The sequence below is a fragment of the Chryseobacterium sp. UF-81 genome (genome assembly GCF_058245105.1).
In genome coordinates, this window is the sequence record NZ_JBSIBX010000007.1 from 31288 (window position 1) to 53421 (window position 22134).

At 36.9% G+C, this 22134-nt stretch carries 20 protein-coding genes and 1 tRNA gene; 10 read left to right on the plus strand and 11 right to left on the minus strand.

Going from position 1 to position 22134, the window contains the following annotated elements; genetic code table 11:
- Window positions 1-189 precede the first annotated feature (189 nt).
- Entirely contained in the window at window positions 190-456 is a 267-nt protein-coding gene (locus AC4IFE_RS11180; protein WP_490757092.1) for a helix-turn-helix domain-containing protein, read from the minus strand.
- A 266-nt stretch (window positions 457-722) separates the two neighbouring features.
- On the opposite strand from AC4IFE_RS11180, the gene AC4IFE_RS11185 reads away from it, so the two are divergent.
- The gene (locus AC4IFE_RS11185) at window positions 723-2255 is read left to right on the plus strand and encodes a M20/M25/M40 family metallo-hydrolase (protein WP_490757094.1); all 1533 of its coding nucleotides are present in this window, start codon (window positions 723-725) and stop codon (window positions 2253-2255) included.
- 323 nt (window positions 2256-2578) lie between these two features.
- Window positions 2579-3280 carry a hypothetical protein gene (locus tag AC4IFE_RS11190; protein ID WP_490757095.1) on the plus strand — a complete coding sequence of 234 codons (702 nt, stop codon included), beginning with the start codon at window positions 2579-2581 and terminating at the stop codon, window positions 3278-3280.
- A gap of 170 nt (window positions 3281-3450) precedes the next feature.
- Here the strand turns inward: AC4IFE_RS11190 and AC4IFE_RS11195 are convergent.
- Together AC4IFE_RS11195 and AC4IFE_RS11200 are read right to left on the minus strand one after the other, a co-directional pair.
- Window positions 3451-3537 (minus strand) — tRNA-Ser (locus AC4IFE_RS11195).
- Between the two features lie 55 nt (window positions 3538-3592).
- On the minus strand, window positions 3593-4609 hold the full coding sequence (locus tag AC4IFE_RS11200; RefSeq protein WP_490757096.1) for an asparaginase: 1017 nt from the start codon (window positions 4607-4609) through the stop codon (window positions 3593-3595).
- A gap of 81 nt (window positions 4610-4690) precedes the next feature.
- Here AC4IFE_RS11200 and AC4IFE_RS11205 point away from each other — a divergent pair, with 81 nt between their 5' ends.
- The gene (locus tag AC4IFE_RS11205; RefSeq protein WP_490757098.1) at window positions 4691-5365 is read left to right on the plus strand and encodes a TrmH family RNA methyltransferase; all 675 of its coding nucleotides are present in this window, start codon (window positions 4691-4693) and stop codon (window positions 5363-5365) included.
- Window positions 5366-5699: 334 nt separating this feature from the next.
- On the plus strand, window positions 5700-7547 hold the full coding sequence (locus AC4IFE_RS11210; protein ID WP_490757100.1) for a zinc-dependent metalloprotease: 1848 nt from the start codon (window positions 5700-5702) through the stop codon (window positions 7545-7547).
- A 56-nt stretch (window positions 7548-7603) separates the two neighbouring features.
- On the opposite strand, the gene AC4IFE_RS11215 is transcribed toward AC4IFE_RS11210, so the two are convergent.
- From AC4IFE_RS11215 to tsaD, 3 genes are read right to left on the minus strand one after another with little or no spacing between them, the layout of a single operon-like run.
- The gene (locus AC4IFE_RS11215) at window positions 7604-8299 is read right to left on the minus strand and encodes an RsmE family RNA methyltransferase (protein ID WP_490757102.1); all 696 of its coding nucleotides are present in this window, start codon (window positions 8297-8299) and stop codon (window positions 7604-7606) included.
- A gap of 45 nt (window positions 8300-8344) precedes the next feature.
- Window positions 8345-8755: a hypothetical protein gene (locus tag AC4IFE_RS11220; RefSeq protein ID WP_490757104.1), complete on the minus strand. Its 411-nt coding sequence runs from the start codon at window positions 8753-8755 to the stop codon at window positions 8345-8347.
- On the minus strand, window positions 8752-9768 hold the full coding sequence (gene tsaD / locus AC4IFE_RS11225) for a tRNA (adenosine(37)-N6)-threonylcarbamoyltransferase complex transferase subunit TsaD (protein ID WP_490757106.1): 1017 nt from the start codon (window positions 9766-9768) through the stop codon (window positions 8752-8754). Before tsaD ends, AC4IFE_RS11220 begins: the two co-directional genes overlap by 4 nt.
- Before the next feature lie 4 nt (window positions 9769-9772).
- On the opposite strand from tsaD, the gene AC4IFE_RS11230 reads away from it, so the two are divergent.
- The 3 genes from AC4IFE_RS11230 (at window position 9773) to AC4IFE_RS11240 (ending at window position 15616) form a co-directional block, all read left to right on the plus strand.
- Complete coding sequence (locus AC4IFE_RS11230; protein ID WP_490757108.1) at window positions 9773-14563, plus strand: translocation/assembly module TamB domain-containing protein; 4791 nt, start codon at window positions 9773-9775, stop codon at window positions 14561-14563.
- Window positions 14564-14697: 134 nt separating this feature from the next.
- A complete protein-coding gene (locus AC4IFE_RS11235) occupies window positions 14698-15168 on the plus strand; it encodes an Lrp/AsnC family transcriptional regulator (protein WP_034703315.1) in 471 nt (156 codons plus the stop codon).
- Between the two features lie 70 nt (window positions 15169-15238).
- Window positions 15239-15616, plus strand: coding sequence for a hypothetical protein (locus AC4IFE_RS11240; RefSeq protein ID WP_490757111.1), 378 nt, complete (start codon window positions 15239-15241; stop codon window positions 15614-15616).
- Window positions 15617-15635: 19 nt separating this feature from the next.
- Here AC4IFE_RS11240 and gwsS read toward each other — a convergent pair whose 3' ends face one another.
- The 4 genes from gwsS to AC4IFE_RS11260 all read right to left on the minus strand — a co-directional run bounded on the left by gwsS (window position 15636) and on the right by AC4IFE_RS11260 (window position 18982).
- Entirely contained in the window at window positions 15636-16715 is a 1080-nt protein-coding gene (gene gwsS / locus AC4IFE_RS11245) for a grasp-with-spasm system SPASM domain peptide maturase (protein ID WP_490757113.1), read from the minus strand.
- Window positions 16716-16887: 172 nt separating this feature from the next.
- Window positions 16888-17790, minus strand: a complete 903-nt coding sequence (gwsG, locus tag AC4IFE_RS11250; protein WP_490757115.1) for a grasp-with-spasm system ATP-grasp peptide maturase — start codon at window positions 17788-17790, stop codon at window positions 16888-16890.
- Window positions 17787-18683 carry a hypothetical protein gene (locus tag AC4IFE_RS11255; RefSeq protein WP_490757117.1) on the minus strand — a complete coding sequence of 299 codons (897 nt, stop codon included), beginning with the start codon at window positions 18681-18683 and terminating at the stop codon, window positions 17787-17789. Before AC4IFE_RS11255 ends, gwsG begins: the two co-directional genes overlap by 4 nt.
- An 86-nt stretch (window positions 18684-18769) precedes the next feature.
- Window positions 18770-18982, minus strand: a complete 213-nt coding sequence (locus tag AC4IFE_RS11260; protein WP_490757119.1) for a TIGR04139 family peptide modification target — start codon at window positions 18980-18982, stop codon at window positions 18770-18772.
- Window positions 18983-19444: 462 nt separating this feature from the next.
- On the opposite strand from AC4IFE_RS11260, the gene AC4IFE_RS11265 reads away from it, so the two are divergent.
- From AC4IFE_RS11265 to AC4IFE_RS11275, 3 genes are read left to right on the plus strand one after another with little or no spacing between them, the layout of a single operon-like run.
- A complete protein-coding gene (locus AC4IFE_RS11265; protein ID WP_490757121.1) occupies window positions 19445-19999 on the plus strand; it encodes a hypothetical protein in 555 nt (184 codons plus the stop codon).
- Window positions 20000-20033: 34 nt separating this feature from the next.
- A complete protein-coding gene (locus tag AC4IFE_RS11270) occupies window positions 20034-20498 on the plus strand; it encodes a hypothetical protein (RefSeq protein WP_490757123.1) in 465 nt (154 codons plus the stop codon).
- Window positions 20495-21007 carry a hypothetical protein gene (locus AC4IFE_RS11275; protein ID WP_490757125.1) on the plus strand — a complete coding sequence of 171 codons (513 nt, stop codon included), beginning with the start codon at window positions 20495-20497 and terminating at the stop codon, window positions 21005-21007. The genes AC4IFE_RS11270 and AC4IFE_RS11275 overlap by 4 nt, the downstream gene beginning before the upstream one ends.
- A 162-nt stretch (window positions 21008-21169) precedes the next feature.
- Here the strand turns inward: AC4IFE_RS11275 and AC4IFE_RS11280 are convergent, their stop codons facing one another.
- On the minus strand, window positions 21170-22117 hold the full coding sequence (locus AC4IFE_RS11280; protein ID WP_490757127.1) for a transketolase family protein: 948 nt from the start codon (window positions 22115-22117) through the stop codon (window positions 21170-21172).
- Window positions 22118-22134: the final 17 nt, after the last annotated feature.

Here is a 22134-nt window from a genome sequence, read left to right on the forward strand (position 1 = left end):
AGCTTCAAAGCTAAAAAGGTATTAATTTTTGTAATTAGTATTATTGTAATTCTATTGATAGAATATTTTATTTATGCTTATTTTACTTCACAGAAATTAATTGATCGAGACGCTTTCTTAAAAGTCATTATTAATCTTTTTCTACTTAGTATCTTTTTCTACAAAGCGATACGTTCAAAATTTACAGAATCATAAACAAAACCGCCACTCGAAAGAGTGGCGGTTTTTATTTAAAATTGTTTGTAGCTTGTTTCTGACAATAAAAGCTTCAATAAGCGTAAAGACATAATTTTTGTCTTTATAGGATATTTTATTTACTTCTTTTACTTTTTCCATCAATGTATCATTAAGTTCCAATTCTACGTTCCCTACTAAAAAACCTAAAGAAACATCCAAAGCCAAAGCAATTTTATTAGCAATCTCCCGCTGCGCAAAGTCTCTCGACTTTGAGCACATAAGAATTCCTTTGAAGATACAAAAGGCTGTCCAAAAAGTTTGGACAGCCTCTTTGTTTTTTTAGAACTAGCTATCAATAAAAACTCTGCAAAACAAGCTATCAACAAATTCAGGCAGGAAAATAACAATCTATCAATTCAAGACTTTGGAATTATCAAAAAATAATTTAATCCAACATCGGAGAAATACTTAGGTGTTTACTGCAATTATAACTGTTTTCTTTGGTATATTTGTGAGACAATCAACACCGCACAAATCTTATCGCCATGAAAAAGTTCCTTTTAGTTATTCTCGGAATCCTTGTTATTTTGGTTGCTGTATTGCTGATCAAAATGTATACTTATCCTTTTAAAAAGATTGCAGTACAAACGTCACAAGGATGGAAACCTGTGAAGAATGATTCTGCTGTAATGCGTCTGTCAGGCGGCATCAAAATTCCTACAGTTTCTACCGGAAGCCTTGGGGAATTCGATTACGTGCCGTTTGATCAGTTCAAAGAATATCTGAAAACATCTTATCCGCTTGTTTACCAGAATACCGAAAACAATGAGATCAACACCCATGCTTTGGTTTTCAGGCTTAAAGGTAGTGACCCTGCATTGGAACCCATATTATTCCTTTCCCATATAGACGTTGTACCTCCCGGAGATGCCGATGTGAAAAATAAAGAGCAGAATATTTTCAGACCTGATGATAAACCCCTGCCTCCTGTTTCTAAAGTAGCAGAAGACTGGGATTTTGAACCTTTTTCAGGGACCGTGGCCAATGGTAGAATCTATGGAAGAGGAGCCATCGACATGAAGGGAATGCTCTTTTCTCTCATGGAATCTATGAATACCATGATTAAAAGTAAAAAAATCCCAAAACGTGATATCTATCTGGCTTTCGGCTTTGATGAAGAAGTAGGCGGACAAAAAGGTGCTGTACAGATTGCAGATTATTTTAAGAAAAAAGGCCTTCAGTTTGATGCTGTTTATGATGAAGGAGGCCTGATTATGCAGAAAGGTAATGTAGCTGGCGTAGATTCCGACGTAGCTGCTGTTGGATGCGCAGAAAAAGGTTTCTTATCCGCAAAAATAAAAGTCAAAGGACTTGGAGGGCATTCCTCAATGCCTCCCATGGAAAGTGCAATAGGAAAAGCTGCCGTGATCATGCAGCGGCTTGAAGATGATCAGATGAAACCTTCTATAACACCGCTCATCAAAGAATTTTTCAGTAATATTGGCGGAACAATGCCCTTTACTTCCAGGCTGGCACTTTCTAACCAGTGGCTGCTAAAGCCCCTTCTTTTATCCCAGCTTACAAAAAATAATACCACTAATGCTCTGGTGCGTACAACGACTGCTTTGACGATGATGAAGGGAAGTGACGGAACCAATGTACTCTCTCCCGAAGTGGAATTTGTGGTCAATTTCAGGCTTCTTCCCGGAAACACTGTGAAAGATGTCCGTGAGCATATTGCAAAAGCAACAGAGGGTTTCGATGTTGAGGTAGAAGATATCGACAATACAAGAGAGGCTTCTGCCGTTTCTCCTTCCGATACAAAAGGATTTAAATTAATAGAAGCCGGAGTCAGAGAGATCTATCCGGGGACTATTGTGACTCCGTATATTACTATAGCCGGTACCGACGCGTATAAATACCAGATCGTAAGCAAAAATATCTACAGATTCATGCCGATCAGGATCAACAGCTCGGAACAGCAAAGCATCCATAGCACCAATGAATATATCAGTATTGAGAACTACCTGAAAATGATCCATTACTTTGAATACATGATGATGAATTACGACAAATAGTGTTTGGGTTTGTGAACCGGAGTTCAGTCGGAGTTCGAGAGTCGGAGAGTTTGAGTGTCTTAGAGTTTCGGGATTCGGGTTACGGGGGTAAAGTAGGAGTCGCTATTGTGTATTTCGGCATCTTAAAAGTTAACCGTTGCTATATAAAGGTTTTAAACAGTTGGTTTAAGTCATATGATCACCCTTAGTCTTAGTCTCATCAAAAATCTCATGTCTGAAATCTTGATTCTTGACTCTTGCATCTTGGCTCTCAAAAAAAAAAATAACACGTCAAGTTTTGTCGCATTACAGCAATAGCTTTGTCATATCAAAATTACAGAGCTATGGAATTGCCGTTTTACTTAACATTTAAAGAATTTGAAAGCCATTATTATGACACCCTTGAAAAATGGTTTGAACAATATCATAATGCCAGCGAAATCGATTATTTAAAGGCGCTGGCAGATCTTTACAGCCCTTATTTATACTATAGTTTTACAGATGACAGGCTTTTGGCTGATGCTTCTATGGAAATTAAAGACTGCTTTTTCCCTTATCATGAAAAGATCGGGATTTCTTTCTGTACCAACTGTGAAAATGAAAAACATCCCAAAGCTGCCAAAGGCATGAATCATATATTTGAGTGGAAAACCATTACCATGATGGAATACGCGCAGCATATTCTGGATAAGATCAACAGGCACCTGTCAAAAAACGGAAGTTCTGTGGACGGAAATAAAACGGTTTTGGATTATATCAATGACCGTGAGATTATTACCTCAAGAGTCGGAGCAGGGTATTGTGTGAACTACAACAGGCATCAGGCCGCGGTTCCTTTTTTGAAAGCCTATCTTCCTTATTACGGACAGACTGTAAATATTGCAGTATATCGGGATTTTATTTTTTCTGTCGTGCAGATCGCAGAATATATCGATAAGAAACTGAAATCCGTACAGGCCTTTGAGCATACGGTTTACGCTAAATTAAAATCAGAAGCCAGGTTCAAAGTACAGATGAGTCATCAGTTTCTCACGATCTGCAATTAAATTTTACACCAAACATTCATATCTAATTATATTGATGGAAGACCTTCAACAGTTTTCCAGACAAATCCTGGCAGAAATGCCGGGATTTTGTTTATTTCACTCCTTACTTTAAAGGATATTGAATAAATAAAAAGTCTTAAACAATTAAGTTTAAGACTTTTATATTTTTGCAGAAAGGAAGGGATTCGAACCCTCGATACAGTTACCCGTATACTACCTTTCCAGGGTAGCTCCTTCAACCACTCGGACACCTTTCTATTTGAGACTGCAAAAATAGGGTAATTTCTGGAATCTGCAAATTATTATTTAAAATTACTCAGTAATTTCTCCACAAAGACTTCTGGTAAAGTTGTCTGCAAAGGTTCCGGAGTAACTCGGATTATCTATCAGGTGCATCGCTTTACTGATGGCACTTTCTGCTGTCATATCTTTTCCGCTGATCGCTCCGATCCTTGAAAAAATATTACTGTTTTCATACTTTCCGAACGAAATACCTCCTGAAATACACTGACTTACCACAACGATTTCTGTTCCGTTGTTTCTTATTTCTTCAAGGGTTTCCTGTGTTTTCTCACTGCTGAAAATGGTTCCTGAACCAAAAACCTGAAGAATTAAAACCTTCATTTTAGGAATTTCTTTAAAGTGGCTCAGATGCATGCCCGGAAAAATTCTCCAGAACAGAATATCTTCAGAAATATGTTCATCCACATGAAATTCTATAGCAGGATCGCACCGGTAAAGATTATCCTTGATGATATTTAAATGAACACCAGATTGCCCCAATATCGGATAGTTCGGGCTGGCATAGGCATCAAAATACTCTGCAGAATATTTCAGGGTTCTGTTTCCTCTTAATAGTTTATATTCAAAATAAACGGCAACTTCCTGAATAACCGCTTCATCATTTTCATAAAGACTGGCGTAATAAAGGCTGGTCAGAAGATTTTCTTTTGCATCCGTTCTCAGATCCCCGATCGGCAGCTGCGAACCCGTCATAATCACAGGTTTTCTAAGTCCTTTCAACATAAAACTTAAAGCAGAAGCTGTATAAGACATTGTATCCGTTCCGTGAAGGATCAGAAAGCCATCGTACAGTTCATAGTTTTTTAGGATATAATTGGCAATAACCTTCCATTCCTCAGGTCCCATATCCGAAGAGTCCAGCGGTTTTGCAAATGGATGCACAAATACTTCGCATTCCATTAATTTCATCTCGGGCATTTTTTCGAAAATATTTCCAAAATCAAATGCGCGGAGGCTTCCGGTTTCATAATCTTTTTCCATACCGATGGTTCCTCCGGTATAAATGAGCAGGACTTTTCGTTTCATGAATTACTTTTTTCTAAGAAATTGAGCCTCGTTCAGGTTCATAGCCCAAAATTACGTTAATTTGCAAAGATTTGAAAATGAATGGAAGATTTAGCGCAAACTTTTGAATACTTAAAGCAGTTTTTAACAGAGGAAAGACTCTCAAAAATAGAACATTTCTCCAAAGAAAGTTCCGATTTTGTCCTTCCTGTGATGGATGATGTCTACCAGTTCAGAAATGCGGCAGCTATTATAAGATCCGTGGAAGCAAATGCTTTTCACAAGGTGGTGGCCATGGAAGAGGAAAATGTTTTCGATCCTAATCTTACCGTAACCAAAGGTGCCGAAACCTGGGTGGAAGTAGAGAAAATGCCTAAAAATATAGCCTCATTACAGAACATTAAAAACAGAAGGTATAAAATTCTGGCTGTATCCCTTGAAAAAAATGCAGTGATGCTTCCGGACTATCAGATTACAGAACCTATTGCTCTCGTATTCGGAACTGAGAAGGAGGGAGTATCAGAAGAAGTTTTAGATTTTGCAGACGAAACACTGGCTATTCCAATGTACGGACTGACAAGAAGTTATAACGTTTCCGTAGCCGCGGGCATCTGTATGTACGAACTGAAACAGAAACTGATAAAATCAGGTATTGAGTATAAGCTTAATGAAGAAAAACTGATGAAAATGAAGATCCGTTGGGCAGTCAACTCAATGCGGAGCGGACATCAGATTTTCAAAAAATATTTAAAAGATAATAATTTAGCATTTGAATAAAAGCCTATTTAAATAAATTTATATAGCAGATAATTTCACCATGTTTCTGAATTCAAATGATGCTTACGCTTTCTGTTATTAAAGAATATTTCGTATAAATATTCGTAATTAATTTTTAAACAGGTTCTAACATACGATATCTTTTTTCATCATTTCAGGCTGCTTCAAATCGTTGGTTTTAATTCTCAGTAATGGAAATTAAGGTAAGGACATTGCTTTTGTATGGGTGTATTTGTTTGTGGAGTGTAAATGCAGATAAGGTGCAGTATATATGCGGTAGTAAATTTTTCGGTATTAAAGATAGTTCTGTATAGCTTTAGTAAAAAATTTACTTATGAAGAATATATTGACTTTTTTATTAGTTACCTGCTTTTATGGTATTAATGCACAGGAATGGTGTGCTTCGGATAAAGTTCAGGCTGAACTGGAAGCAAAAGATCCATCAGCTAAGAAAGCAAGGCTGGATTCGGAAGCAAGATTATTGGCGGAAGGAATACAGAATTACCTGAAAAAAGCAGGTGTGAATCATAGCTCTGCAGGAAAAACATCTACAGTGTATGAAATTCCGGTCGTAGTGCACGTCATTGCTCCTACTGGTGCTGCAATAGGAACAGCTTATAATAAAACAGATACAGCAATTACCAACTGGATTGATGATACCAATAAGATCTATGCAACGACATATGGAAACGGATATTATGCAGAAGGTACAGGAAATGACGGAGGTACTGTAATACCCATAAAATTGGTTTTAGCGAAAAGGGATCCGCAATGTCAGCCTACGAATGGTATTATCAGGTATAATGGTGGTGTCCTTGCCGGTTATGACGACTATGGTGTTATAAGACAGACTACAAACGGAGTCACCACTGATCAAATTAAAGCAATTGCCCCACACTGGCCGGAATCTTCATATTTTAACATTTATGTTATTAATAAAGTAGACGGTAGTTCAAATAGTGGGATTCTGGGTTGGGCAACAATGCCTACAGTTAATGATAGTTCTTACGAATCTTTTATGATGTCTTTCGTAACCACGAACCGTCCAAAAACTTTAGCTCATGAGTTTGGACATGCTATGGGACTTTATCATACTTTTGACGGTGGAGATACAGGAATATGTCCTGCAAATAATAATTGTACAACAGACAATGATAAAGTTTGTGATACTTCCCCCATATCGCAGATCAATGGAAGTACAATGCCAACCAACTCAGATATTAACCCTTGTACTGGTCAGTTGTATGATGGTGTTCAATATAATGTGATGAGTTATGGTAGTGATGCAAGAAAGTTTACCCCGGGACAGAGCGACAGGGCTTTAGCTACATTTTTAAGCGCAAGGTCTAATCTAACCCAGTCATTAGGAGGAACAGATTTGGCGTCTAATCCGGGATCTGGCACACCTGTTTCTCCAAGTTGTGCACCTACAGCAGTGACTAGTCTGGGGAATTATAATACCGGGCCTATACTGGTAAAGCTGGGAGCTATTAATAACAGAACGGATGGGCAGAACAATGCTAACGGGAACCAATTTTATATAGATTATACAACCCAAAATTGCCTGAACAATATATTCTCGACGGAACTAAACGTAACAGATTTACAAAATATTCAGGTTAACATTAAACAAAGTACTCAAAGTATCAGGGTCTGGATTGATTACAACAATAATGGAACATTTGAAACCGGAGAACTGGCAAAATCTGCGGACAATGTTGTTGCTAGCGGTTCTACTGAGACTGTTTGGAACGGAACCTTCACGGCTCCCGGAACAACTGTACTTAATATGCCATTGAGAATGAGAGTTATTGCTGGTAAAAGCGTAAGCACTACCAATGCATGTGCTAACCTGCAACATGGACAAACCGAAGATTACACGGTAGTATTTAAAAATACCTCCGTTTTAAAAAATTCACTAGCACAAGTAACAAACAAATCTTTTAGTATTTATCCGAATCCTAGTCATGATGGAGATTTTTATATCAGCGGAGGTGATATCGCTGTTCAGAATATTAAAATTGAAATTGCAGATGTTAGCGGAAGAAGAGTTTTCCAGTCTGACTTTAAAGAAAACCAAAAAGAGCTGAAAATAAATTCTCATTTATCCAATGGTGTTTATTTTGTAAGTATTATAACGGGAAACACAGTTCAGACTGAAAAAATAATAATCAAAAGATAAACACAGTTTATAAATATCATAAAAAAATCGACTGCATTAGCAGTCGATTTTTTTATTTAATATAAATTTTTATAATTCCAGGCGGCAACAAATACGCCCGCTGTTTCCGTTCTCAATCTTTGACGTCCAAGTGAAACCGCTTTTACGTTACTGTCAGATAGAAACTGAATTTCCCTTTCAGAAAAATCTCCTTCAGGACCAATCAAAAAAGTGATCTCTTCCAAAACGGGAATTTGGTTAAGTTCAATCCTTTCAAGATTTTCATGGCAGTGGGCAACAAAAGTATGCTGCGGATCAATGTTTTTTAAAAAATCAGTGAGTTTCACTGCATCATTAATGACAGGGAAATGAAATCTAAGACTTTGCTTGGAGGCGGCAACAGCCTGCTTTCTGATCTTGTCAATATTTATATTTTTACGTTCAGTTTTCTCTGTAATAATAATACTGATCTCTGAAATGCCCATTTCCACAGCTTTTTCCACAAAAAACTCGATCCTGTCGATATTTTTCGTAGGAGCAATAGCAATATGAAGTTGGGGACTAAAATCCGGAGTATTTGTTTTAATTTCAGAAACTTCCAGACCGGCTTTTTTTCCTTCAATAATTAATTTTCCTGAAGCAATATTTCCTTTTCCATCTGTTACGTGAATTTCTTCACCATTTTTCATACGAAGAACTTTCACAATGTGCTGTTGTTCTTCGTCATTAATTATTGCTTTTCCGTTATTAATTTCGCCAAAAAAAAGTTTCATATATTGATATTTAGAATGCGCCTGAATTTTATGTATAAGTGATGATTAAAAGGTAATTTCATTATCGCTTATAAATGCTACACCGGTTTTTATTGTGGTATAAATATCACCTTCACAATCTCTGTATGAACATGCGTAAATTTCTTCAACCCACTTATTATTCATAAAAATTAAATTCAGATATTCGTTTTTTCTTAAATTATTTTTGATGGATAAGTAATCTCCTTCTTTGGGTTCGTAAGTAAAACTAAATACATTTTCTGAATTGATCTTCTCTATGATCTCTTCCTTTATATTTTGAACATATCCAATTTCTGAACTTATCATTAAATAATCTTCGTCTTCAGCTTTTTCTGTCACTTCATTTTTTCCTATAACGGTTTCTAAAACCCAATAATATTTTGAGTTCTTTTTAGAATGCGTTCCAAGTATTTTTTCTTCTAATAGTATTTTCATAAATCATATTTTGCAGTTGCGGAAGTTCTCAGATCCGTAAATTCACCTCTTTCAAACTTCAATTGAGCAACCATGGCAATCATCGCAGCATTATCAGTTGTATATTCAAATTTTGGAATGTAGATATTCCAGCCTAATTTTTCATGATTGTCCCCCATTACTTTTCTCAAAGCAGAATTGGCAGAAACTCCACCGGCGATGGCCACTTCTTTTATGTTCAATTCTTTGGCGGCTTTTTCAAGTTTGTCCATCAGGATTTCAATGATTGTTCTCTGAACCGAAGCACACAGATCATTCAGATTTTCTTTAATAAAATCCGGATTTTTTTTCACCTCTTTCTGAATAAAATAAAGAACCGAAGTTTTGATCCCGCTGAATGAGTAATCATAGCCCTCCATCTTAGGCTTGTTGAAGGTAAAAGCATCAGGGTTTCCTTCTTTTGCCAGTCGGTCTATAATAGGCCCGGCAGGGTAATCAAGGTCAAAAATCTTTCCGATCTTGTCAAAAGCCTCTCCTGCAGCATCATCTATTGTTTTTCCGATAATTTCCATATCAAAATAATCCTTCACCAATACAATCATCGTATGACCCCCGCTTACCGTAAGGCATAGGAAAGGAAATTGAGGCGGCATAGGATTTGCATCTTCAATGAAATGGGCTAAAATGTGCGCCTGGAGATGGTTTACTTCAATTAATGGAACATTTAAGCTCATAGCCAAAGACTTAGCAAATGATGTTCCTACAAGAAGTGATCCTAAAAGTCCGGGACCGCGTGTAAATCCTATAGCTGAAATAGCATTTTGTTGTATATTTGCTTTAGTAAGAGATTTTTCAACAACGGGGATTATATTTTGCTGATGCGCTCGCGATGCCAGTTCCGGGACCACACCTCCATATTCTTTGTGGATGGCCTGATTCGCAGCAATGTTGGACAGAATACAGTTTCCCTTGATGATAGCTGCTGAGGTGTCGTCGCAGGACGATTCAATACCTAAAATTATAGAGTCGCTCATAATAATGGCAAAGTTAGAGAATAATAACGAGAATGAGAATAAAAAATCAGTAGCTGAGAACCTAAGTAATCAGGTACAAAAGACTGTTGAAGATGTAGAAGGGGCTGTAAAGGAGACCGTTAAGGAAGCGTCTGAGCTGGCATCAGATGCTATTCATCATCCTGTAGAGACCGCTGAGGAATTTGGGAAGCAGGCTGTAAAAGATGTTACCAGTTATTCCTGGTGGGCAAAGCTTCTCCTGATCCTTTTCTGGCTGGGAGTTATTCTTGTTGGAGGAATACTCACTGCCATTAATCTTCCGGTAACCAAACGATGGGCAGCCAACCAGGCACTTCAGATCGTAAACAAAGACTTTAAAGCAGGGATGTCTACAGAAAGTGTAGAAGTAGATTACTTTGGAGATGTCACCATAAAAGGATTGAAGATAAAAGACTATAAAGGTCTTGAATTCATCAAAGCAAGAGAATTTCGTGCAAATTCAGATTGGATGTCTCTCGCTTACAATGCCATTTCAGGAAACAGCAATTCGCTAAGTTTTAATTCCCTTACCCTTATTAATGCAGATGTAAAGGTAATTACATACAAAGGAGATAGCATTTCCAATTTTATACGATTTACGCAGCTTTTCGACAGCGGCAAAAAAAGAGATCCGAAAAAACCTCCTTTCCAATTGGATTCCCGTGTACAAATCATTGATTCTAAGGTTTCTATCATCAGTCAAAACTCTCCTGGAGAACCGGGAAAATGGCTTACTGCCACAAAATTTAATTTAAAAGCACCTAATGTCAAGGTTAATGGGGCCAATATTTCGGCACTGATTAATAATATGTCTTTCGTTACCAACAGATGGGGAAAATCTCATTTTGTAGATACTTTTTCTACTGAGCTTTCTTTAACACCTGAATTTCTGTCCCTAAAAGACCTTACCCTGAATACAGATCATTCACTGCTTCAGGGAAATATCAAATTTAATCTTCATGACGGTTCATGGTCAGATTTTGCAGACCGTGTACGCTGGGATATGGAAATCCAACAGGGAAGCCAGCTGAGCGGATATGATATCAGCTACTTTGTGACCAATTGGGATAATTTTAAGCCATTCAACCTTGCCGGAAAAATGACCGGCCCATTGAATAAATTCTATCTTGAAAATTTCCTGATCAGAAATCCTGATGTTAATATTGCAACCAAAACAATGAAGGTCGACAGGCTGCTGAAAGGTAATTTCTCTATTGAAACAAACGATCTTTCTACCGATTTTACATACAAAGACCTCAAAGCGATGATGCCTTCATTTATTTCTAAAAAGATGAAGAATTTTGCAGATGATTTCGGAAAACTGAAATATAACGGAACAGCAAAAGTGAACCCGGAACAAGTATACGTTGCCAGTGGAAACCTGATGACCGGAATAGGGCAGGCGAAGATCACTAAACTTTCGCTTACCGGATACAGCACGGCAATGCCTAAATATTCAGGTTTTCTGGATGTAAAAGATCTTAATACTTCTGTCATTACCAAAAATAAAGCAGTTGGCCTGATCTCCGGTAAATTTGATATTAACGGGCAGAGCTTTGATGTCAATACAATGCGTCTGACCACGAAATCCCAGATTACCAGTATCGAAATTATGGATAAGCAGATCAGTAATCTGTATTTGGACGGACTCTTAGACCATAAAAAATATAACGGACTTATCACGGTTAATGATGAGCAGGCTAAGGCAACGATTAAGGGGCTTATTGATTTCAGTACCTCGAGGGTTGCCATGGATGTAAATGCAGATGTTACCTACCTGAATATGAATTATTTTACCAATAAACCCGGAAACCAGATCGTAAGCGGAAGGGTAGAAGGTAAAATGTCTATGTCTAATATTAACGATTTGACTTTGGACGTGGATGCCAATGATCTTCACTTTGCCACAGCCACACAAAAGTATATTATCCCTACAGCGAAACTTAAGACCTTTATAGAAGCCGGCGGACGTGTCATTGATGTCGATGCACCCGGTGCTGCAAGCGGTAAAATATCAGGAAGATATAACCTTGCCGATCTTGCGGGTATGGTAGAGAACGGAATCGGAAGAATTCTGGTAGGTCCTCCTCCGAGAAAATTATACAGAGGTCAGAATTTTAAAATGAATTTTGATGTTCAGCAGGGCGTTGTGAATTATTTCCTGCCTGATCTGAAACTTCCGCAAGGTGCTGTGATAGAAGGAGAATACAACGGAGACTCAAATGACCTGATCCTGAATCTGGATGCCGCCTCTTTGAAGTATATCATGACGAAGAAAGAAGAAATTTCGGATGCAGATAAAGCTTTGGCCGCTGCCAATCCTGAATATAAGATCAATGACAGAAATAATATTTCCAGAGACAGTGCAATGATCGACAGCGTTATGGTGAGGATCAATACGGCAAACCTTAATGAACAGCTGTATGCAAGAATCAGCAAACTGGTATATAATAAAAATATTATCAAAGATTTTGAACTTAAAGGTAAAAATGAAAACAATACAGCCCTTCATCTGGCCACGACATTCAAGCATGGAAGCCCTGAAGATGAGCTGAATGATAATCTTAAAGCTTATGCCATTAATGTTGACCAGTCTACGAATGCTGCCGGTGACTACGTTTTCAGGTTTGAACCTACAGAAGTTAAATTCAATGAGGTAACCTGGGCAATAGATACAAGCCCCGAACTGGATCATTCCATTACTTACAGAAAAAACACAGGAGATTTCGATATCAGGAACCTGCGTATATATTCAGATAAAAGTGCTCTCTTTATCAAAGAGGCACAGTTCAAATCTGCCAAAGATTTTTATTTAGATGCAGATATTGAAGAATTTGCTGTTGAAAAACTTCTTGAAATGCAGTCCGGAGGAAATCCTATGGGAATAAAAGGACTGGCGAACGGAAGTGTGAAGATCAAGATGGATAAAAGCACTTTGCAGCCAATTGTAGATCTTACTGTAGATAATATCGTTATGAACGGAAACCAGATGGGGAACCTTACTATTTCTGCTACAAACGGTTTTTCTCTGAATGTTTATGATGTAGATGTAAAAGTGACCTCGGCAGGAGTTCTGGGAAATAACAACCTTCATCTGACAGGTACTGTAAATAATAACACTGCTTCTCCTACCATTGACCTGACTGCGGAAATGCGTGATTTTGATCTTGCCTTTACCCAGCAGTTTGTTCAGACTGTTTTCGGAAATATCAGAGGAAAAGCTACAGGTGACCTGAAGATCAACGGAAAATTAAGCGATCTTGATTATAGCGGGGACATTGCTTTAAAAGGTTTCGGGCTAAAGCTCCTGTTTACCGGAGTAGATTATTCATTTGATGATACGGTGATTCCGCTCTCCCGAGGTCTTGCCATTCTTAACAATATTGAAGTTCATGACGGAAGATCCAATTCCAAAGGGACAATTTCCGGTGCGATTCAGTTTGAGACAATTTCGTCAATGGGGGTCAACTTGGTAATGAGGGCTGACAATCTTCTTATGTTGAATACGAGCCAGAAAGATTATGATTTGTTCTGGGGTAGAGTTTACGGTCAGGGAGATCTCTATGTAGACGGGCCTGTTTCCGGATTGAGTATTTCGACTCCCAATATGAAGGCGCTGAACGGAAGTAATTTTACCTTTAATTCCAGCTCCACATCCAATGTTGAAGAATTTAAAATGCTGAGGTTCCTGAAAGAAGGAAAAGACGGGCTTATCACGCTGGAAGAAAAGAAAAAGACGGGAGCTAATATGCGTATCGACTTCAGTCTTGATGTAGATAAGGGAACAACAGTGAATGTTCTTGTGGGTGATGATGTAGGTAATATTACCGTAAAAGGGACTGCCGACAGGCTGAGGTTCCAGATGGGCCGACAGGGTAACATTGCTATGAATGGTACTTATAAGGTAGATAACGGAACATTTGTTTCCAAGGCTATTCTTAATAAAACCTTCCAGATAGAAAAGAACAGCAGCATCAGGTGGGATGGTGACGCAATGAAGCCGGCACTGGATATTACAGCCAATTATGTAAGAATGGTTTCCAATGCTGGAGAATATTTAAGCATGGGGAAACTGCAGCCGATCAGTGTGCTGCTTCAGGCCAATATTACCCAGTCCCTGATCAATCCTAAAATAGATCTGAATGTGACTGCCCTTGATGTGTCAAGCCAGGTAAAAGAGACATTGGCGGCCAAGATGAGCCAGGAAGGTGAAAAAGTACTTCAGTTTGGTTCTGTCCTGCTTCTGAGCACATTTAATGTTTCCAACAGTGGAGGTGTGGACTTTGATGTGGCAGGTGTAGCGGAATCTTCCGGATACAATATGCTGTTGAAACAGTTGGGATCTGTTCTTAATACGATGAGCAACGAATTCCAGATTGATTTGAATTATGTAAAAGGTGACCAGAATTCCAACACTGGTGACCGTGCCAATGCCGGGGTAAGTGTGGCACTTTCCCCAAGGGTAAATATTAAAACCGGGCTGGGAATTCCACTGACAAAAACGGAAGGTACCCAGACCAATTATCTTTCAGGTGAGGGATCTATTGAATATGACATTTCTAAAAAGAATGACGGAAGTCTTGTTTTAAGAGGGTATTCCAAGCCTACCAATATAGGTATGGTAAGTACCAATGGTTCTGCAAATCAGGCCTATGGTGGGGGAGTTGTGTGGAGTAAAAGCTTTAATTCTCTCTTTAAAAAGAGGAAAAAAGATAAAAAACAACCAGAACCTAAAACAGAAATAAAAACAGATTCTACAAAATCGACTAGCAAATAATCGTAATATTTTAATGATTTTTATCATCCGTGTTAATTATTGTTAATATTTGATATAATTTTTTTAGTTAAATTATTTTTTATAAATTTGCAACAAATACATAGATTTTTTAAGAAAATTGTAATTTAACTAATATGAACTATCAACTGGACGAAATAGACAAGAAAATTCTTGATTTCTTAGTCGAAAACACAAGAATGCCTTTTACTGAAATTGCAAAACAGATGGATGTTTCTGCTGGAACAATTCACGTAAGAGTGAAAAAAATGGAGGATGCAGGTATTATTTTGGGATCATCTCTTAATATCGATTATGGCAAGCTGGATTATCACTTTACAGCTTTCATTGGAATCCTTTTGACAAAATCAAACCGCACTCAAGAGGTATTGAAAGAACTTTCAGTACTTCCAAACGTAATCGAAGCGAGCGTTATTTCCGGAAAATATAATATTTTCTGTAAAGTAAGAGCTAAGAATACCGAGGATGCGAAAAGAATTATCTATCAGATAGACGACATTCAAGATGTAATGAGAACCGAAAGTATGATCTCTATGGAAGAGTACTTGAGCGACAAAAACAGATTGATCAACGCTATTTCTATATAATTCAAATTTTAAACGAATATTATATTAAAGAACTTATGAATGTATTCATAAGTTCTTTATTTTTGCAGCTATGGAAGAATACAGTTACTTTGACGAGGATCCAAAGAAAGGATGGGGCTTTATTTTAGCATTTGCAGCATTGATGCTGTTCACTATTATGGGGTTGGGAATTGATATCGATGAATATCTTCAGCATGAATACCTTCAGATCCCGAGATGGTATTTTTTTGCTATTTTCTCTATTGATGCTCTGATGATGCTTGGGCTTATCCTAATGTTCTTCTATAGAAAAATAGGTATCTTTATGTTTCCGGCATTGCTGGTTCTGCATTTCTTTATGCATAATTATTACCTGTCCACATTTTTGTATACGGATGTAACCAATCTTTTTCTTTTTACCGGTTTCGGTATGCTTGCTATTATTCCGAAGTGGAAATTCTTCAGATAGGATCTTTGACTGATGAGGTTTAGGTTTTTGCCTGCTCCTCATAAAAACGTATAGCCTTTTGCTTTAAAGGATTCCTGCTCCATGTTTCCCATTTTCCGGTATAGGGGTCATATCCGCATTTCAGAGGCTTAGAAGTGTCCAATCCTTCGTTATTTGTGTGATTGCGCTCCGTATAGGCTCTGCAGTCCGTACAGACATATCTGAACTCACAATCTTTGCAGATTTCTATTTTGTCTTTGGTGAGATTCCAATATTTTCTGAATCCTGGTTTTATCACTGCATCCTCAAGACTGATATCGTTGATGTTTCCAAAGCTTTCAGCCATTAAAGGACAGTTTTTAATGTTACCATTTATGTCTATTCCTACTTTTTTATGGAGACAGGAATTATGGTTTACCGCTTCTGAAACTTTTGAAATATTAGTGTTGAAATATTTCAGATCTACTTTTCCGCAGGAGGAAATTTTCACTTCTTCTTCAGCAAAGTATAAGGTAAATCTGAATTCATCTCTTGTTCTGAAAGGTTTTTTTCTGCAACCGTAAAAAACAATATTATATATTCTCTCCGTATTCTTATGAAGGGTATTTATAAAGAGTTTATTTACAACCTCATGGAATGGAGAAAAGATTTCTATACCACATAAAACGGAATTGGAAAAGATCTGATCAATCTCTATAAAGTCCTCGGCTGTGAATTTTTTCTTGCTGTAAATGATCAGATGCTTTATCCTAAGATGTTCTACTGATTGTTTTATTTTTTTCAGAATAGAAATTTCTGAAAGCTCAACAAAAATTTCTGAAAGAATACTGGGCTCATCATATTCATAGGAGAGAGTCTGGAAATTTTGGTCCCAATGATCCTCTGTAATAAACCCATATTCATTTTGCAGCAAAATATCTAAATATTCTTTGACCATAAATTTAGATTCTTCGTCGTAACCATCGATGACATTTTCTATACAATGGGTTTTGAGTTCCTCCATGATATCGTATAATTCCAAAGGATAGAGTTCCGATACATTCCTTTGAAGATCTGATATTAAAACTCTGCCTGCTCCTTTTGTAACTAATATATTTGAAAACAAATTAAAATATCTCATAATAATCGGGTCAATGGTTTTACAGGCTTCTCCCTTACATAAAAATTGCTTTGGTATTTTTCACTTTTCAGAATGTATATAATTTTTTTATTGTTCTTTTTGCCTGTGTGTTCACAATATTCCATCTGTTTAAATGATAAAGGCAGCTTATGCTTTTCTCCAAAATTTTCTTTCATAAATAATCAGCAATTTTTTTAAATAGGGGATAATTACAGTGATAGGCTACATTAGCAAACTGTCCCACAGGATTTACCTCCAGGAAGTAATAGAGATTTCCGCTTTTAATAAAATCCAAAGAGCCACAATTAAGATCCAGCATCTGCATCAGCTTTTGAATCTTGTCTTCTATTTCCTTTGGAAGAGTATATCTGATATTTCTATTCGGTTTTTCATTATTATATTTTCTGAAATCTGTTTTCGTCTGATCATCATTCTGAGAAAAAATAGCCATTGAATAGCATTCACCGTTTAAATAAAAAGTTCTGATCTCAAAATCTTTTTCTATTTTTTCCTGAAAAAAAGAAATAAAGAATGACTCTTTCTCTTTTTTATCAATGATACTCGTATATAGCATTCCATCTTTGTTTTCTGAAATATTATCCAGAGAAGCATTTCCGGTAATTGCTTTTGTGATCGTTTTTCCGGGAATTACTTCATCGGTATTTTCAGCCAGAAAATACTCAGGAACATTCAGTCCTATATTCTGTGCATACTCTAATACCAGGAGTTTATTGACGTGACTGTTACTTTGCTTGTTGATATGCTTTTTGGATTCTAAAGTCTTGAGTATATAATCTTCCAGCCAGTGCTGGGTTTCATTCATATAGATATTAATAGAATTGTTGCTGTATTGATAGCGTTTGAAGAAAATTCCTCCTCTCCTGTACCACACGCTTTGTATATCATCAAGAAAGAAGCTGTTTTTCTGGCTTTGCAGAAAGAACCGCTTTTTATCAACTTTAATGTCAAAAAACTCATCATCATTCACAAGAATAAAGTCTTTCTTAAGGGCTGCCAGCCAACGTATAACTTCTATCGTTGTTCTGTCGTTATTATCAGAAAATATCAGTATCATTTGGTTTTCAGGCTATCAGAAAAGTCTTTTGCTAATTTGTTTCGGTATTTCAAGCTTGGCAGTCCTATACTTTTCCGGTTTCGGTTTACTTTAGCTGAATCGGTTATATTCTGTGTCCACTGATAAACACCATAGGTATAAGGCGCTTTATGATGCAGGTTATTTCGGTCCACCATAGCAGCGTAATCTCGTGGGGGACACTCGCCGGACTTTACATATTCCAGGATTTTTGCTTTGAAGTACGGATGGTATTCATCATAATCTGCCATGTGAAGAATTATTACATCCATAGGTATGAAAGTATCCTTATAGTATAAACCAATTTTTTGTTTGGAAGGAAAACCATGGTTCTTAAAAGTCCATTTCAACAGTTCAGCATTTTTCAGGTCATTTTCAACACGGTCAGAATTATTAAGACGTTCTCCATATTTATCACGAGCAATTGCAACAACAAAAGAATCAATCAGTATCTTGTTATGCTTACTTTCCCAGAGTGCAACTTTCTGTTCCATGCTCAGGCTGTCAATTCCGTATTTTTTATAAAGGTTTATGAATTTCGGATCTTCCTTTTTATATCTCCAGTAAGGGGCAATTAAAGGAATCAGGCGATAAAGGCTTTTTTGACCTCCGAAATTTTTGCCATACTTATCTGAAACCCTGATGTAGGTTTCATATTCCTCTATACGCTCCTGATTGAGGGGGCGGTATTTCCTGAACAATTTTTTGTATTTTTTTATCGCTTTTTCAGGCTGTTTGGCCATTCTGTACATGCTGTCGATCTCGTTTACTTTGTTGTAGTAAGTGATATAATCCCTGCTTTTACAGCAGTAAAAGAAAAAACAGATAATTATAGAAGTTAGACTCAGGTATCTGATATGTTGATTTTGTTTCATATATAGGATTTCCTTTCACAATAAATTAAAACTGCTTGAATGGATAACAAACAGGACTATAACAGTCCTGTTTGTTCTAAACCTAATTAATAAGCTGTAGTAGGATTGGCTCCCTCAATGGTTAAAGTCATCGTCTTAGTACCATCTTTGTAGTATGCTGTATCAGAGCAATTAGGGCCGCATAATGTTGGCTCTGAAGTTCTTGATGTATCATCTCCTCCAGTGATTGACTGTAAATTTTTCAGTTTTTTGTTTTCTAATGAAGAAAAGTCATTCTTCATTCCTTGAAGCTTTTTCATAATTGAATAATTTTTTTGTTAAAATCTGTGTTGTCATATAAGCCCTGACATGGGTTTTGACATTCTCTTGTTCCATCCCATACTGTACACTTACAGGCGAAATATCGAATTTCAATCAACGTTGATTATTTCAAAACTATAAATAATTATATCCCTTCGATGTGAGTAGTATGTATTTTTTTTGTGAGTTTTATAAATGTATTGTACAGATTAAAATAAATCTTAAAAATACCCGGGTTATGAAATTTTATCCATTACGGCATGTGGAATGTGAGATTTGATATTATAAATTGAATTATTAAAATAAATACTCTGATAGCGGTTTTGTACATACAGGTGATGTATTGTACATACAAAAAAATGATGTATAAAATACATTAAATCATGACTGGAAGATTTATTTTTTTCATCTATTTTTGCATCTTAACAGCATCATCAAAACTTAAATGACAAAATCAATGTATGAAAAGCCTCAAACAACTCAATATTGAGTTAAAAAATCATCTTGAGGAAATTAAAGGTGAATTCATTGAAAATCTTGTACAAATGCTCAAAGGAGAAAATGCAGATTATCTCAGTGGAAAGACTAAAACTGATATTAAAGCCCTATATTTTGAATATGAATACGATTATCTGGATATCGTAGCTTGGGCTGCAGATAAAAATGGAGAGATCATCACTGGTGCTGTGAAATTACCCGGTCAAAGGAAAGAACAGATTGGTGAAAGTAAAGAATGGACCTATTTTCTGCCTGAAAAGATATGGAACTCAGCTTCGGAATTTCACGAGCAATATGAAGAAGAAGATGATTTCGATGATTTTTGGGATGAATATAATGATGAAAAATACACATTGTTTGAAAGCTGGTTCTCCGACTGCTGGAAAAAAGCTGCAGAGAAGGCCCAGGTGACATTAGATGCCTATTTTTCAGTTCATGACACTTACTTTAAAACAGATCTGAATACTTTTACAACCATCAGTGACGATGAGATTGCAAAACGCTATACATCCGGATAAAATAATTAAACATTAAAATATATCACAATTTATTATGAACACTTATCAATTTTACAAAAAAGAAGGAGCTCTTTTTATTTTCAAAAACCAGCCTATATTTAGTTCGGTATTGGCTATTCTTATATTTATTGCTGCAGGGCTTGCTTATAAGTATAATTTCCCTTTGTTGGGCCTATTCTTAATTGTGGTTGTAGGACTTATCATTGCTAATTTTTTTGCAAAAAAGTTTGTGATTGATCCTCAGCAACAGACCATTACCTGTAAACCCAGCGTTTTTGTTTCTGCAAAGACCTATGCTTTCCAGGATTTTACAAATTTTGAAGTTTTGACGACGAAATATCTGGGGTTCATTCCTATGAATGTATTTCTAAATATTCATTTTGAGGTTAATGGAAAAGAACATAAATTTATGATAGGACAGGCCCTTACCCACAAAAGCATACAGAAAATGGTAAATGAAACCGAAGATATTATGGGTTTAAATGAAAACTTACGATGAATACTAAAGACCGATATAAATTTGATGATAACGGCAGTGAAATAAGTTTTATGCCTGATTACAGCTCCCTGAGTACTTTAAGATGGTGGTTAGGCGTTGGAATTCTTGCAGTTCCGGTGATGTATTATCTCAGAAATATACTATCTGAAAATACCTTTACCATTGCCTCCGTTATATGGGGAGTTTATATGGTTTATTTTCTATGGGATCTTTTTTTTAGAGTTCCTGTAAAATATATTTTCGATAAGAGGGAAAAGAATATCTACAGAAGACTATTTCTTACTAAAAAAATTATGAGCTTTGATGAGATGACCTACTTCATTAATGATGAAAGCGGTGCCTACTATTATGTTATCGGAAAAAAAAGAAACCAGTTTGTCAAAAACTACAGGATCAGCAATTATTTTTCAGGTTCTAAAGCATCCCGGTTAAAAGAAGAGGAATTTCTGGAAAATATATTATATCCTGTGCTTGATGTGCTCGATATTCCCATCAACAGACCTCAGTAAAGGGTTTAATTGCCGGGATGCAAGAATTCCTATTTACTTCACAATAGGTACTGCGACCATTCCCCTCCTCCGGAGGGGTGGCAGATCGAAGATCTGACGGGGTGGTCAAAAAAAGCTCGGCTGTTTCGAAGAAACAGCCGAGCTTATATGATATAGCTTATCTTAGTTTGCTAAAATTCTCTTTACAGCCTCTTTCACAGCAGTTGCATCGATCTTATATTTCTTCATCAATTCTGCAGGAGTAGCAGATTCTCCGAAAGTATCGTTTACTGCAACAAATTCCTGTCTTGTAGGTCTTTTTCTGGCCAGCATTCCTGCAACAGATTCCCCTAAACCGCCAAGATAGTTGTGCTCTTCAGCTGTAACGATCTTACCTGTTTTTTCAACAGATTTGATGATGATCTCCTCATCCAGAGGTTTAATGGTGTGGATGTTGATCACCTCACAAGAAATACCTTCTTTTTCAAGCTCATCTGCTGCTACAAGAGATTCCCAAACAAGATGTCCGGTTGCAACAATCGTTACATCAGTACCCTCCTGAAGAAGAATTCCTTTTCCAATTTCGAAAGGCATATCTTCAGGAATAAATACAGGAACGGTAGGTCTTCCGAATCTTAAATACACAGGACCATCATGCTCAGCGATAGCGATAGTAGCCGCCTTAGTCTGATTATAATCACAAGGGTTGATTACCGTCATGCCCGGAAGCATTTTCATCATACCGATATCTTCCAAAACCTGGTGCGTAGCACCGTCTTCCCCTAAAGTAAGGCCGGCGTGAGAGGCACAGATCTTTACATTTTTTCCTGAATAAGCAATAGACTGACGGATCTGGTCATACACTCTTGAAGTAGAGAAGTTCGCGAAAGTTCCTGTAAAAGGAATTTTTCCTGTAATGCTTAAACCTGCAGCAATTCCCATCATGTTAGCCTCTGCAATACCTATCTGAAAGAATCTTTCCGGTGCTTTTTCAATGAACTTTTCCATTTTCAAAGAACCGATAAGGTCTGCACAAAGTGCCACTACATTAGGGTTTTTGTCGGCAAGTTCTGCTAATCCGGCTCCGAATCCTGAACGCGTATCCTTTTTTTCTGTATATGTATATTTCATTTTTACTAAAGTTTTTG

Excerpts from the sequence above, each read along its gene's own strand:
- AC4IFE_RS11180 (WP_490757092.1), bottom strand. The coding sequence starts at position 456 with ATGTGCTCAAAGTCGAGAGACTTTGCGCAGCGGGAGATTGCTAATAAA.
- AC4IFE_RS11265 (WP_490757121.1), top strand. The coding sequence starts at position 19,445 with ATGAAAAGCCTCAAACAACTCAATATTGAGTTAAAAAATCATCTTGAG.
- AC4IFE_RS11190 (WP_490757095.1), top strand. The coding sequence starts at position 2,579 with ATGGAATTGCCGTTTTACTTAACATTTAAAGAATTTGAAAGCCATTAT.
- AC4IFE_RS11280 (WP_490757127.1), bottom strand. The coding sequence starts at position 22,117 with ATGAAATATACATATACAGAAAAAAAGGATACGCGTTCAGGATTCGGA.
- AC4IFE_RS11205 (WP_490757098.1), top strand. The coding sequence starts at position 4,691 with ATGGAAGATTTAGCGCAAACTTTTGAATACTTAAAGCAGTTTTTAACA.
- AC4IFE_RS11260 (WP_490757119.1), bottom strand. The coding sequence starts at position 18,982 with ATGAAAAAGCTTCAAGGAATGAAGAATGACTTTTCTTCATTAGAAAAC.
- AC4IFE_RS11215 (WP_490757102.1), bottom strand. The coding sequence starts at position 8,299 with ATGAAACTTTTTTTTGGCGAAATTAATAACGGAAAAGCAATAATTAAT.
- gwsG (WP_490757115.1), bottom strand. The coding sequence starts at position 17,790 with ATGATACTGATATTTTCTGATAATAACGACAGAACAACGATAGAAGTT.
- AC4IFE_RS11255 (WP_490757117.1), bottom strand. The coding sequence starts at position 18,683 with ATGAAACAAAATCAACATATCAGATACCTGAGTCTAACTTCTATAATT.
- gwsS (WP_490757113.1), bottom strand. The coding sequence starts at position 16,715 with ATGAGATATTTTAATTTGTTTTCAAATATATTAGTTACAAAAGGAGCA.
- AC4IFE_RS11240 (WP_490757111.1), top strand. The coding sequence starts at position 15,239 with ATGGAAGAATACAGTTACTTTGACGAGGATCCAAAGAAAGGATGGGGC.
- AC4IFE_RS11275 (WP_490757125.1), top strand. The coding sequence starts at position 20,495 with ATGAATACTAAAGACCGATATAAATTTGATGATAACGGCAGTGAAATA.
- AC4IFE_RS11235 (WP_034703315.1), top strand. The coding sequence starts at position 14,698 with ATGAACTATCAACTGGACGAAATAGACAAGAAAATTCTTGATTTCTTA.
- AC4IFE_RS11230 (WP_490757108.1), top strand. The coding sequence starts at position 9,773 with ATGGCAAAGTTAGAGAATAATAACGAGAATGAGAATAAAAAATCAGTA.
- AC4IFE_RS11185 (WP_490757094.1), top strand. The coding sequence starts at position 723 with ATGAAAAAGTTCCTTTTAGTTATTCTCGGAATCCTTGTTATTTTGGTT.
- AC4IFE_RS11200 (WP_490757096.1), bottom strand. The coding sequence starts at position 4,609 with ATGAAACGAAAAGTCCTGCTCATTTATACCGGAGGAACCATCGGTATG.
- AC4IFE_RS11270 (WP_490757123.1), top strand. The coding sequence starts at position 20,034 with ATGAACACTTATCAATTTTACAAAAAAGAAGGAGCTCTTTTTATTTTC.
- AC4IFE_RS11220 (WP_490757104.1), bottom strand. The coding sequence starts at position 8,755 with ATGAAAATACTATTAGAAGAAAAAATACTTGGAACGCATTCTAAAAAG.
- tsaD (WP_490757106.1), bottom strand. The coding sequence starts at position 9,768 with ATGAGCGACTCTATAATTTTAGGTATTGAATCGTCCTGCGACGACACC.
- AC4IFE_RS11210 (WP_490757100.1), top strand. The coding sequence starts at position 5,700 with ATGAAGAATATATTGACTTTTTTATTAGTTACCTGCTTTTATGGTATT.